9 protein-coding genes are annotated in these 13,060 nt (G+C 68.0%); 4 read left to right on the top strand and 5 right to left on the bottom strand.

The window, feature by feature from the left end; all coding sequences use genetic code 11:
• The first annotated feature begins 18 nt into the window (after positions 1 to 18).
• On the top strand, positions 19 to 636 hold the full coding sequence (locus ACO07Z_RS20910) for an invasion associated locus B family protein (protein WP_421700462.1): 618 nt from the start codon (positions 19 to 21) through the stop codon (positions 634 to 636).
• Positions 637 to 704: 68 nt separating this feature from the next.
• Positions 705 to 1,463 (top strand): SapC family protein, encoded by a 759-nt coding sequence (locus tag ACO07Z_RS20905; RefSeq protein WP_421700461.1) that lies wholly within the window; start codon positions 705 to 707, stop codon positions 1,461 to 1,463.
• A 204-nt stretch (positions 1,464 to 1,667) separates the two neighbouring features.
• Here ACO07Z_RS20905 and ACO07Z_RS20900 read toward each other — a convergent pair whose 3' ends face one another.
• The 3 genes from ACO07Z_RS20900 to recA all read right to left on the bottom strand — a co-directional run bounded on the left by ACO07Z_RS20900 (position 1,668) and on the right by recA (position 6,886).
• The gene (locus ACO07Z_RS20900) at positions 1,668 to 2,924 is read right to left on the bottom strand and encodes a cyclic nucleotide-gated ion channel (RefSeq protein WP_421700460.1); all 1,257 of its coding nucleotides are present in this window, start codon (positions 2,922 to 2,924) and stop codon (positions 1,668 to 1,670) included.
• Between the two features lie 30 nt (positions 2,925 to 2,954).
• Positions 2,955 to 5,606, bottom strand: a complete 2,652-nt coding sequence (gene alaS, locus ACO07Z_RS20895) for an alanine--tRNA ligase (RefSeq protein ID WP_421700459.1) — start codon at positions 5,604 to 5,606, stop codon at positions 2,955 to 2,957.
• A 200-nt stretch (positions 5,607 to 5,806) separates the two neighbouring features.
• Positions 5,807 to 6,886: a recombinase RecA gene (recA, locus tag ACO07Z_RS20890; RefSeq protein WP_244376063.1), complete on the bottom strand. Its 1,080-nt coding sequence runs from the start codon at positions 6,884 to 6,886 to the stop codon at positions 5,807 to 5,809.
• Positions 6,887 to 7,293: 407 nt separating this feature from the next.
• On the opposite strand from recA, the gene ACO07Z_RS20885 reads away from it, so the two are divergent.
• Positions 7,294 to 7,674, top strand: coding sequence for a hypothetical protein (locus ACO07Z_RS20885; protein WP_421700458.1), 381 nt, complete (start codon positions 7,294 to 7,296; stop codon positions 7,672 to 7,674).
• A 411-nt stretch (positions 7,675 to 8,085) separates the two neighbouring features.
• On the opposite strand, the gene ACO07Z_RS20880 is transcribed toward ACO07Z_RS20885, so the two are convergent.
• Together ACO07Z_RS20880 and katG are read right to left on the bottom strand one after the other, a co-directional pair.
• Positions 8,086 to 9,597, bottom strand: coding sequence for an FAD-dependent monooxygenase (locus ACO07Z_RS20880; protein ID WP_421700457.1), 1,512 nt, complete (start codon positions 9,595 to 9,597; stop codon positions 8,086 to 8,088).
• 158 nt (positions 9,598 to 9,755) lie between these two features.
• Positions 9,756 to 11,933 carry a catalase/peroxidase HPI gene (gene katG, locus ACO07Z_RS20875; RefSeq protein WP_421700456.1) on the bottom strand — a complete coding sequence of 726 codons (2,178 nt, stop codon included), beginning with the start codon at positions 11,931 to 11,933 and terminating at the stop codon, positions 9,756 to 9,758.
• 161 nt (positions 11,934 to 12,094) lie between these two features.
• Between katG and ACO07Z_RS20870 the strand changes: the two genes are divergently transcribed.
• Positions 12,095 to 13,024 (top strand): hydrogen peroxide-inducible genes activator, encoded by a 930-nt coding sequence (locus ACO07Z_RS20870; protein WP_421700455.1) that lies wholly within the window; start codon positions 12,095 to 12,097, stop codon positions 13,022 to 13,024.
• Positions 13,025 to 13,060: the final 36 nt, after the last annotated feature.

The raw sequence follows: 13,060 nt of genomic DNA, 5'->3' as shown, positions 1-13,060 counted from the left end.
TCAAGAAAGAGCAGAGACATGCATGCGAGCCTGAAAATGCTCAGCGCCGCCCTGATGGCCGGCGCTCTCATCGCTGGGCCCGCTAAGGCGCAGCAGACCACCACCGCCCCGACACCGGCCCAGGCCACCCAACCTCGCCCGGCGGCGCCCGCCGCCGCGCGCCCGGCGGCGCCGGCACCTGCGGCCGCTGCGGGGGATGCGCAGCCGGCCGAGACCACGGCGACCTATCAGGACTGGCTGATGCGCTGCGTCACCCCGGCCGACCAGCCCCGCGCCTGCGAAGTGATCCAGAAGCTGCAGGTGCAGGGCCAGGGCCTCGTCGCCACCATCGCCGTCGGCCGCGCCGACCCGAAGTCGCCGATGATCATCCTCATCCAGGTGCCGCAGGGCGTATGGCTGCCGGCCGGAATATCGCTGAAGATCGGCGAAAACGGCAAGGAGATCGATCTCGAGTATAAGCGCTGCGCGCAGGTCTGCGTCGCCGAAGCCCAGCTCGACGCCGCCCTGGTGCAGGCCATGAAGACCACCGCCGAGGCCGGCAGCTTCACCTTCCAGGACGGCGCCCAGCGTCCCGTTACCCTGCCGATCTCGTTCAAGGGTTTCGCGCCCGCGCTCGACGCCAGCCTCAAGCCCTGATCCCTGCCCACCGAAGGCCGCAGCCGGCCCGGCTGCGGCGCTGCTTCCTCTCCACGAAAGCTCCTCCCATGTCGGCCGGCACGCCAATTCCTGCTCCCGGGCTTCCGCCCTTTTACGGCTCCCCCGCGCTCCTGCGCTTCCCTGACCATCGCCTGATCGGTCTGCGCGACGGCGTGGATTTCGGTTTCGCGCGGACGGCGACGGCGATCCCGCTGGTGGCGAGCGAGTTCGTTCACATCCAGCGTAGCTACCCCATCGTGTTCGCGACCGATGAAGGCGCCGCGCCACTGGCGGTGACCGGGCTCACGGCGGGCCAGAACCTGTTCGTGCGTGCGGAAGGCGGCTGGACGGAAGGCGATTATGTGCCGAGCTATGTGCGCCGCTACCCCTTCATCGGCATGACGCCGGGCGAAGGCGAAGCGATCCTGCTCGGCGTGGACCTTGCCGCCCCCCACGTGACGAATGACGCGGTGCGCGACGGCGCCCGCCCGCTCTTCGCCGAAGACGGCAAGGCGACCGAGGTCGCGACCGCCGCCATCGCCTTTTGCGAGGCCTATGCGGTGGAGCATGAGCGCACGCGCGCCTTCGCCGCCGCGCTCGAATCCGAAAACCTGCTGACCGGCCGCGAGGCCCGCGTCACCCTGCCGGACGGAACGGAGAAGCTGATCCAGGGCTTCCGCCTGGTCGATGAAGCGGCGTTCCGCGCGCTGTCCGGCCCGACGCTGCAGACCTTCCATGCCAATGGCTGGACGGACCTCATCGTCCTCCACCTCGCCTCGCAACAGGCCTGGCGCGGCCTCGTCGCCCGCGCGTTCCCGGCGGCCTGATGCGCTTCCGCGGAGCGGCGGCGCGCCACGGCACCGCCGCCGCTCGCAGACGGCCTCACAAACCAAATTCGGCTGACTAGCGGCCCCCCCGGTGCCCAAGCGCGACAGGTCGCCGAGTGCGCCGGCCCGGGACGACACTGCCGCAGGCCCGCCCATCGCGATCTGAACGCGCCCTCGCCCCGCGTCTTCGCCGAATTGCCCGGCCTATGCGCCCTCGGGCGCCGGTGGCTCCACAAGTTCATCATTGGCGATGTCGGCGCTGCGCCGCACCGGATGCGGGCCTTCCTCATCCTTGGCCATGGCGCGGATGCGTTTGCCGATTTCCGGATGCCGGCGGATCACCTCCGCCAGCGCTTCCGCTTCCAGGATGAGCAGCATGCAGCGCGCCCGCGCCCGCGCCGTGGCGGCGCGGTGCGTCTGGTGCAGCAACGCCATCTCGCCGAAGAACTGCCCCTCGCCCAGCACATGCACGCTGTCGGCGAATTCCAGTTCCACCTCGCCCGAGGCGATGAAGTACATGGAGCGCGCCACCTCGCCGCGACGGGCGATCACCTCGCCGGGTTGCGCGGTATGGGCCGAGAGCATCTTGTGGATCTCGCCAATGCCGGACGCGTCGAGATCGGCGAACAGCGGCACCCGCGCCACCATGCCCCAGGTGATGACGAAATCGCGGCGCTTGATCACATCGACGAAGGACGTGGCGATGATGCCGACCGGCAGGGCGATCATCACGATGCCGGTGACCATGGTGAGGCTGGCGATGACCCGGCCGGCCACGGTGACGGGATAGACATCGCCATAGCCGACCGTGGTCACCGTCGCCATGGCCCACCACATCGCCGCCGGAATCGAGCCGAGATGCTCGGGCTGGACATGGCCCTCCGCCACATACATCGCCGAGGCGGCGACGAGCACGGCGGCGGACAGCAGCCAGAAACACGCCATGAGCGCTTGGCTCTCGCGGTGCAGCACTTCAAGCAGCGACTGCATGCCGGGCGAATAGCGCACCAGCTTGATGAAGCGCAGCAGGCGGAAGATGGCCAGCGTGACGAGGTTGACCCCGAAAGCCGCCGACAGCACGAAGGGAAGCCAGGCGATGAGATCGACAATCGCCACCGCCGTGCGCGCATAGCGCAGCCGCGCCTGCAGCGGCGTGAGGCCGCGATAGCGCGGATTCTCCGGCGCCACCCAGAGGCGCAGCGCATATTCGAGCGCGAACACCAGCAGGGACAGCCGCTCGAAGCCGAGAAAGGCGCGGTAGTCGCGCAGATACAGGCTCGGCACCGTCTCCAGCACGGCGGCGATGACGTTGAGCACCACCAGCACGATCAGGCCGATTTCGACCCGATGCGCCGTGCGGTCATGCGCGGCGTCGCGCTCCAATATCTCGTAGCAGCGCCGCCGCCGCGCGCGCCACAGCGACGCCATCGACCCGCCGGGCTCGTGTCTGCGCGCCGCCATCGCCGGACACTCCCCCGCCCACCGGCGCGATCAGCCGGCCAGAGCGCTCTCGATCGCCGCCAGTGCCTCGGCCGCACGGGCGCCGTCCGGCCCGCCCGCCTGCGCCATGTCCGGTCGCCCGCCGCCGCCCTTGCCACCCAGAGCCTCGGCGCCGCGCCGCACCAGCGCCACCGCGTCGAAACGCCCGGTCAGGTCCTCAGTGACGCCGACCACGAGGCCGGCACGACCATCCTCGGTGACACCGACAATCGCCACCACGCCGGAGCCGATGCGCTTCTTGCCCTCGTCGACCAGGCTCTTGAGATCCTTCGGCTCGATGCCGGTGACTTCGCGCGCCAGCAGCTTGACATCACCGACGCTGCGCACGGGCTCTTCCGCCCCCGCACCGCCGCCCATGGCCAGCTTGCGCCGCGCCTCGCCCAGCTCGCGCTCGAGCTTGCGGCGTTCCTCGACCAGTTGCGCGAGACGGGCCTCCACCTCGGCGACCGGTGCCTTGAGCAGCGCCGCCGCACCCTGCAGTGCCTGGCGGTCGGCGGTCAGCGCGTGGCGGGCGGCATCGCCGGTCATCGCCTCGACCCGGCGCACGCCGGCGCCGACGGCGCTTTCGCTGACGAGACTGATGACGCCGATATCGCCCGTGCGCCCGACATGGGTGCCGCCGCACAGTTCGATCGAATAGGGCGCGCCATTGCCGGGATCGGTGCCCATGCTGACGACGCGGACCTCCTCGCCATATTTCTCGCCAAACAGCGCCCGCGCACCGGAGGCGATGGCGTCATCCACCGCCATCAGACGGGTCACCACCGGCTCATTGCGTAGCACGATGCGGTTGGCCAAATCCTCGACCCGCCGCAATTCGTCCGCTTCCACCGGCTTGGGGTGGGAGAAATCGAAGCGCAGACGGTCGGGCGCGACCAGCGAGCCCTTCTGCGCGACATGGTCGCCGAGCACGCGGCGCAGCGCCTCGTGCAGCAGATGGGTGGCCGAATGATTGGCGCGAATAGCCTGACGGCGCTCGGCATCGACGGTGAGCGCCAGCGCGCTCCCGACCTTGAGCGTGCCGCTCTCGACCGTGACCTCATGCACGAACACGTCGCCCAGCTTCTTCTGCGTGCCGGTGACGCGGACCTTGAGCCCGTCCTCGCCGCTGAACACGCCGGTGTCGCCGGTCTGGCCGCCGGATTCGCCATAGAACGGCGTCTGGTTCAGCACCACCAGGCCGGTGGCGCCCGCCCCAAGCTCCGCGACCTGCCGCCCCTCGGCGACGAGCGCGGTCACCGTGCCCTCGGCGCTCGTCGTGTCATAGCCGAGGAACTCGGTCGCCCCGGCATCCTCGCGCACCGCGAACCACACCGTGTCGGTCGCCGCCTCGCCCGAGCCGGACCAGGAGGCGCGGGCCTCGGCCTTCTGCCGCGCCATGGCGGTGTTGAACGCCTCGACGTCGACGCCGACGCCACGCGCGCGCAGCGCGTCCTCGGTGAGGTCGAGCGGGAAGCCGAAGGTGTCGTAGAGCTTGAATGCGGTTTCGCCGGAGAATTTCGCGCCGGCTTCGAGACCTTCGCTCTCGGTCTCGAGGATCGACAGGCCGCGCTCCAGCGTCTTGCGGAAGCGGGTTTCCTCCAGCCGCAGCGTCTCCGCCACCAGCGCCTCGGCGCGGACGATCTCCGGGAAGGCCCGGCCCATCTCGCGCACCAGGACCGGCACCAGGCGGTGCATCAGCGGATCGCGGGCGCCGAGCAGCTGCGCATGGCGCATCGCGCGGCGCATGATGCGGCGCAGCACATAGCCGCGCCCCTCATTGGAGGGCAGCACGCCGTCGGCGACGAGGAAGGTGGAGGCGCGCAGATGGTCGGCGATCACCCGGTGGCTGGCCTTTTGCGGGCCATTGGCGGGCACGTCGGTCAATTCCTCGACCGCGCCGGTCAGGGCGCGCATGAGGTCGATCTCGTAATTGTCGTGCGTGCCCTGCAGCACGGCGGAGATGCGTTCCAGCCCCATGCCGGTGTCGATGGACGGACGCGGTAGCCGCACCCGCTCACCACCCGGCAGTTGCTCGAACTGCATGAAAACGAGATTCCAGATCTCGATGAAACGGTCGCCGTCCGCGTCGGCCGAGCCGGGAGGGCCGCCGGGAATATGCGGGCCGTGGTCGAAGAAAATCTCGGAGCACGGGCCGCACGGGCCGGTATCGCCCATCTGCCAGAAATTGTCTGACGTCGCGATGCGGATGATGCGCTCGTCCGGCAGGCCGGCAATGCGCTTCCACAGTCCGAACGCCTCGTCATCCTCGTGATAGACGGTGACGAGCAGCTTCTCGACCGGCAGTTCGAATTCGCGGGTGATCAGGTTCCACGCGAGCTCGATGGCGTTCTCCTTGAAGTAGTCGCCAAAGGAGAAATTGCCGAGCATCTCGAAGAAGGTGTGATGCCGCGCGGTGTAGCCGACATTGTCGAGATCGTTGTGCTTGCCGCCGGCGCGCACGCATTTCTGCGAGGTGACCGCACGCGAATAGGGCCGCTTCTCGATGCCGGTGAAGACGTTCTTGAACTGCACCATGCCCGCATTGGTGAACATCAATGTCGGGTCGTTGCGCGGCACGAGCGGGGAGGAGTCGACCACCTGGTGCCCGTTGCGGGCGAAATAGTCGAGGAAGGTCGCGCGAATCTCGTTTACGCCGCTCATGAACCCGGGTCCGCCGATGCTGGATAGCAGCGCCGCGAAAGGCGCCGACCCGCACCGACCGGCGCGGGCGCAACGGTTCTAACGACGCATCAACACCTTGTCCAGAAAGCAGCGGGGCGTCGTCCCCGCTGCGCTGCCGACCCGGCGCGCAACAGCCGGAGATGCCGCAGGCAAGCCCGGCCGCCACCCCGGCCGCGGCCTCACTCGGCGTCGTCGCCGTCCTCGCTCTCTTCGCTGCCCGCCAGGATCTGCTCGGCGATGAGGCCGGCATTCTGGCGGATGGTCGCCTCGATGCGTCCGGAAACCTCGGGGTGCTGGCGCAGGAAGGTCTTGGCGTTTTCGCGCCCCTGGCCGAGGCGCTGACTGTCATAGGAGAACCAGGCGCCGGACTTCTCGACCACGCCGGCCTTGACGCCGAGATCGATCAGTTCGCCCATCTTGGAGACGCCCTCGCCATACATGATGTCGAATTCCACCTGCTTGAAAGGCGGCGCCAGCTTGTTCTTCACCACCTTGACGCGGGTCTGGTTGCCGACCACCTCCTCGCGCTCCTTGATCGCGCCGATGCGGCGGATGTCGAGGCGGACGGAGGCATAGAATTTCAGCGCATTGCCGCCCGTGGTGGTTTCCGGGCTGCCATACATCACGCCGATCTTCATGCGGATCTGGTTGATGAAGATCACCATGGTGTGGGAGCGGTTGATCGAGGCGGTGAGCTTGCGCAGCGCCTGGCTCATCAGCCTTGCCTGCATGCCCGGCTGGTTGTCGCCCATCTCGCCGTCGAGTTCCGCCCGCGGGGTAAGGGCCGCGACCGAATCCACCACCAGCACGTCCACCGCACCGGAACGCACCAGCGTGTCGGCGATCTCCAGCGCCTGTTCGCCGGCATCGGGCTGCGAGATCAGCAGATTGTCGAGGTCGACGCCGAGCTTGCGGGCATAGATCGGGTCCAGCGCGTGTTCAGCGTCGATGAAGGCGCACACGCCGCCCTTCTTCTGCGATTCCGCGATGGTGTGGAGGGCGAGCGTGGTCTTGCCGGAGGATTCCGGCCCGAAAATCTCGATCACGCGTCCGCGCGGCAGGCCGCCGATGCCGAGCGCGATGTCGAGGCCGAGCGAGCCGGTGGAGACCGTCTCGATCTCCATGATCTTGTCGTTCTTGCCCAGCCGCATGATCGAGCCCTTGCCGAAATGGCGCTCAATCTGGGTCAGTGCGGCGTCGAGCGCCTTGGACTTGTCCATGGAAGATCCTTCAACGAGTCGTAGAGTCGATTGAGTCATTGCCGGGCTCCGGGCTTGGCGCAAGGGAAAAGGGCGGCGGGAAAGACGTTACCGCGTTTGTACCCCGTTTGTTCGATGTTCGCAATATGTTCTTATCGGCGAACCGCGCCAGCCCTGGGGGTTCGATCGCTTTTTGTCGTTCTGGCGGTGGTTGCCCGCCAACACTATTTGTCGCTCTATCGGCCGGAAACCGGCGCAAAAACTCATTTCTGCGGTTCCTCCATTGGTTCGATTGGCAACCTTTGGAGCAACGGGGCGACACGCAATCCCGGAAGCCTCCGGGATAGCGAGTATTGAGGACCCGCATGACGTTGCCTCTCCTGGCTAATCCGGATTGAAGTTCTTTCTGGCCCAATGAGAGGACCAGAACATGAGGCGCAGCCGGTTCACGGAAGAGCAGATCATCAGTGAAGGAGCACGAGGCCGGGATGCTGGTCTCGGACCTGTGTGGCAAGCGCGGTCAGCGACGCCAGAGGAACCGCCCGGCCGCCGCCAACGACAACGCGACAACGGGTGCCCTGCCTGCCCCGCGAACGATGGCCGATCTGGTCAACAACGTCGACCAGAGCAGGCAGATGCAACAGACCGTGACCGTCAACAACAGTGTCACCGTCAACGCGACCACAAATGCAACACCTGCCGCGATCAGCACCGCTACGGCGGGCGCTACCGAGCGCGGTACAAGGCGCGCGATGAGCGGCTTCACGATGCTGGACTTGCGGGATCGACCTATCTGGCGGGCCCCTAAGCGGAACCTATCCGGCTTCGTTCGCTGTCGTCCGGGTTAATCCGGGCAAATAATGTCTGCTAGCAACAGAGAACGGTAACAATCTCAGTGCGGGGCGGTTCACGCTTCACCGGCCATGACCAGAAACGCCGCAGCGCGTGATCAAGGCGACCACTCACCGTTATGCAGCTGGGTTCTTTCGGCCGGGTTGTTCTTTCGCATGTATCAAGGTGCGAAACGCGACCTCTATTGCGCTAGTCCAGAAGGTTTCTATCCCGCGGAGCCGCCGGCCGATGCCGAACGCTTCACGCATAGCTGGGGCGGCTTCCAGGCAAAGAGGCCGTGAGCCCTGGCTTGTTGAACGGGTTGGCTTCACGCCGAGAAAAGGTGGTGGGGGGCGGTCCTGCGAGCGCTCGCTGTCCCCGGCAGGGATCAGCAGACGGACGGAAGCAGAGCTTCCACCGCGCGCCGGTCAAGCGTCCACCGGGCCGAGGCGGCGCATATATTCCAAAACCGGCTCCCATTCGCCCTCGGCCACCGCCAGAGCGAGATAGCCATCGGGCCGCACCAGTTCGATGCCGCCGGGCACCGGGTTCGCGCGCATCACCGGATCGACCAGGCCCATCGGCAGATTGTCCGGCGGCGGGGGCACGCCGGCGCCGAGCCGCAGGGTGAAGCGCGGCGTATCGCCCGCGCCATAGGGCACTTCCCCGGCCAGCGGCGCCAACCGCGTGCCGGCCCGGCGGCCGGCCTCCCAGGACGCGCCGTTGAGCGGGCTGTCGGCGTAGTGGATCGCGGTCTCGGTGAGTTCGCCGGCGAGGGCGTGCCGCACCGGCGCCAGGCCAAGCACGAAGGGCATGACGATGTTGCGCAGCTGCCGCGCCAGCGGGTTGCTGATCGTGCTGAGCCGGATCAGCCGGCCGGAGGTGGCGATCACCTCCGCCCCCACCGCCCGCCGCTCCGGGTCGTAGCTGTCGAGCAGCAGCGGGGAGGTCGCGCACCCGCGCAGCACCAGGGCGAGTTTCCAGGCGAGGTTCACCGCGTCCTGCATGCCGGTGTTCATGCCCTGCCCGCCGGCGGGGCTGTGCACATGGGCGGCATCGCCGGCAAGGAAGACGCGCCCCACCCGATAGCTCTCCACCTGGCGCTCATTGATGCGGAACGAGGTCGACCACAGCGTCTCGGTCAGGGTGATGCCGCCGGGGCCGCGCCGGTCGAGCAGCGCCTGGAAGCCGGCCATATCGGGCGGTGGCGGCGCCGTCGGCGCAGGGTTGGGGCCGAGGCCGACAATGACGCGGTAGCGCCCGGGCGACAGCGGGAACAGCACCGCCGGCCCCTCCCGGTGCAGGCAGGTGGCGAATTCATCGACCGGGAACGGCATGCCGGTGAGATGAAAGTCGCCCTGCGCCCAGTCGCTGCCCAGCGTCTCGCCGGCGAAAGCGAGGCCAAGCCGGTGGCGCACCGGGCTGTGGGCGCCGTCGCAGCCGATGAGCGCGGCAAAGCGGGCGGTCTCCTCGCTGCCATCGGCGCGGCGGAGTGTGGCGGTCACGCCCTCTTCGTCCGGGGTGAAGTCCGCCAGCGCCGTGGCCAGTTCCGGCCGAACGCCGCGCGCCTCCAGATGATGCAGCAGAATGCGCTCGGTTTCGCTCTGCGGCAGCATCAGCACGAAGGGATAGGGCGACTCGATTTCGGCGAGCGGCACGCGGGCGAGGCTCTTGCCATCGGCCAGCATATGCGCCGCAATCACCTTGTTGCCGGCGGTGATGAGCTCGGCGGTAAGGTCGCCGCCGGCGCGGTCCAGCAACTCCAGTGTGCGCGGCCAGATCGCCACGGCGCGAGAGGTGGTGGCGCGCGCGGTCATCGGGTCGACAATCCGCACCGGGACGCCGTAGCGGGCGAGTTCCAGCGCCATCACCAGCCCGACCGGGCCGGCGCCGGCGATGAGCACGGGATCGGGACGGCGTTCGGGACGGCGGTCGGTCATGCGCGTTCCCCCCGGGCCGAACGGCGCGCGGCGCTGTCGGTGCGGCAAAAGTAAAGGCCCGTCGCGCCGGGCGCAACGGGCCTTGCAGGAGCCGCCCCTCCCCGCCAGAGGCGGAGAGGGAAGCTGTCAGGCGATCACTTCACCAAGCCGTCAGGCAATCACTTCACCAGGTCGAAGCGGTCGGCGTTCATCACCTTGGTCCAGGCGGCGACGAAGTCGCTGAGGAACTTCTCCTGCGCGTCGTCCTGGGCGTAGACCTCGGCATAGGCGCGCAGGATCGAGTTCGAGCCGAAGACCAGGTCGACGCGGGTGGCCGTCCACTTCGCCGCGCCGGTCTTGCGGTCGCGCAGCTCATAGACGCCATTGCCGACCGAGGTCCATGTGTAGGCCATGTCGGTGAGGTTGACGAAGAAGTCGTTGGTCAGCGCGCCTTCGCGGGCGGTGAACACGCCGTGCTTGCTGCCGCCGTGATTGGTGCCGAGCACGCGCAGGCCGCCGACCAGCACGGTCATTTCCGGCGCGGTGAGGCCCATCAGTTGGGTGCGGTCGAGCAGCATTTCCTCGGGGCTGACCACATAGTCCTTCTTCAGCCAGTTGCGGTAGCCGTCATGCAGCGGCTCCAGCACGCTGAAGGAGGCGGCATCGGTCTGGGCGTCGGTGGCGTCGCCCCGGCCCGGCGCGAACGGCACGGTGACATCATGGCCGGCCGCCTTGGCCGCCAGCTCGATGCCGACATTGCCGCCGAGCACGATCACGTCCGCGAGGCTTGCGCCGGTCTCGGCCGCGATGCCTTCCAGCACGCCGAGCACCTTGGCGAGGCGCGCCGGCTCGTTGCCTTCCCAGTCCTTCTGCGGCGCGAGGCGGATGCGCGCGCCATTGGCGCCGCCGCGCATGTCGGAACCGCGATAGGTGCGGGCGCTGTCCCAGGCGGTGCTCACCAGTTCGCTGATGGTGAGGCCGGCATTGATGATCTTCGCCTTCACCGCCGTCACGTCATAGTCGGTGGGGCCGACGGGAACCGGGTCCTGCCAGATCAGGTCTTCGGCCGGCACGTCCGGGCCGATATAGCGGGCCTTCGGGCCCATGTCGCGATGGGTCAGCTTGAACCAGGCGCGGGCGAAGGTGTCCTTGAAGTACTCGGGATCGGCCATGAACTTCTGGCAGATCGCGTTGTAGATCGGGTCGACCTTCATCGCCATGTCGGCGTCGGTCATCATCGGATTGTGGCGGATCGAGGGGTCGCTGGCGTCGACCGGCTTGTCCTCTTCCTTGATGTTGATCGGCTCCCACTGCCAGGCGCCGGCCGGGCTCTTGCGCAGCTCCCATTCATGGCCGAACAGCATCTCGAAGAAGCCCATGTCGAACTGGGTCGGATGCGTCGTCCAGGCGCCTTCGAGGCCGGAGGTCACGGCGCGGCTGGCGAGGCCGTTCTGGTTCGGGTTGGACCAACCCATGCCCTGGTCTTCCAGCGCGGCGGCTTCCGGGTTGGGGCCGAGCGCCTTGGCGTCGCCATTGCCATGGGTCTTGCCGACCGTGTGGCCACCAGCGGTGAGCGCGGCGGTCTCTTCATCGTTCATCGCCATGCGGGCGAAGGTCTCGCGCACCTGCGCGGCGGTCTTCAGCGGGTCGGGCTTGCCGTTCACGCCTTCCGGGTTGACGTAAATGAGGCCCATCTGCACGGCGGCGAGCGGGTTCTCCATCGTCGAGGGGTCGTTCACATCGGTGTAGCGGTTGTCGCTCGGCGCCAGCCACTCGCGCTCGGAACCCCAATAGGTGTCCTTGGAGGGGTGCCACACATCGGCGCGGCCGAAGCCGAAGCCGAAGGTCTTCAGCCCCATGGTCTCATAGGCAATGGTGCCGGCGAGCACGATCAGGTCGGCCCAGCTCACCTTGTTGCCGTATTTCTTCTTGATCGGCCACAGCAGGCGGCGGGCCTTGTCGAGGCTCACATTGTCCGGCCAGGAATTGAGCGGGGCGAAGCGCTGGTCGCCGGTGCCGCCGCCGCCGCGCCCGTCCGCGAGGCGGTAGGAGCCGGCCGCGTGCCACGACATGCGGATCATCAGCCCACCATAATGGCCCCAGTCCGCCGGCCACCATTCCTGGCTGTCGGTCATCAGCGCGCGCATATCCGCCTTCAGCGCGTCGAAATCGAGCGTCTTCACCTGCTCGCGGTAATTGAAGTGTTCGCCGAGCGGGTTGGTCTTGGTGTCGTGCTGGCTGAGAATGTCGAGATTGAGCGCCTTGGGCCACCAATCCATGTTCGACGTGCCGGTTTCGGTGATCGCGCCATGCATCACCGGGCACTTGCCGGCCGGCCTGTTCGTGATGTCGTCCATTGCAGTCTCCGATCGTGAGAAGAGGCCGGCGGCGAGCTTCGCCCGGCGCGCGCCCGGGCACGCGAGGCGCGCGGGCAGGCGTTTGGAATTGGAAGAGGTCTTATCGTAGGCGCGGGATAATGAAAATTTGCATTTTCTAATTGCCACGATAACCTGAGCTTATGACAGACATTTCCATGCGGCATCTGCGCTATTTCGAGGCGCTGGCCCAGCACGGGCATTTCGGCCGGGCGGCGGAAGCCTGCGCCATCTCCCAGCCGGCGCTGTCGCTGCAGGTGAAGGAGCTGGAGGAAATCCTCGGCGCACCGCTGGTGGAGCGCGGCCCGCGCCAGATCCGGCTCACCCGTCTCGGCGAGGATTTCGCCGCCCGCGCGCGCAATATCCTCCGGGCGGTGGACGAACTGGGCGATCTCGCCCGCGCCTCGCACAGCCCGCTGGCCGGACGCGTGCGCATCGGCGTCATTCCCACCGTCGCGCCCTATCTGCTGCCCGCCGTGATGCAGCTTCTGGGCGAGCGCTTTCCTGGCCTCGACCTGCGTCCGCGCGAAGCGGTGACGCAGCGCCTCGTCGACGATCTCATCGACGGGCGGCTCGACACCGCCCTCGTCGCCCTGCCCGTCTCCGAGCCCTCGCTGAGCGAACACGCGCTGTTCGAGGAGGAGTTCGTCCTCGTGCGCCCCGCAATCGAGGCGGACCTGCCGGTGCCGAATTCCGAGACGCTGCGCACCATGCGCTTGCTACTGCTGCAGGAAGGCCATTGCTTCCGCGAACAGGCGCTTTCCTTCTGCAACCTTGCCTCGCAGCTGCCGCGCGACCTGATGGAGGGCAGCTCGCTCACCACGCTGGTGCAGATGGTCGGCGCCGGCATCGGCGTGACGCTGATCCCGCAAATGGCGGTGGGGATCGAAACGCGCTCCGCCGCCGTCGCGGTGGCGCGGCTGGCGACGCCCCGCCCCACCCGCACCATCGGCATGGTCTGGCGCCGGACCAATCCGCTCGCCGCCTCCTTCGAGCGGATGGCGGAAATCGTCCGCGAGGCCGCCATGCCCGCCCCCGGCACCAAGGTTCCGCCGGAGGTTGCCCTCGGCTAGAACAGGGGCAAGGCCGGCCCGCGCCGGCAGCTGCCG

This window comes from Ancylobacter sp., assembly GCF_965229075.1.
In the GTDB taxonomy this organism is placed as follows: Bacteria; Pseudomonadota; Alphaproteobacteria; order Rhizobiales; family Xanthobacteraceae; genus Ancylobacter.
This window is presented reverse-complemented; position numbering and strand designations above follow the sequence as displayed.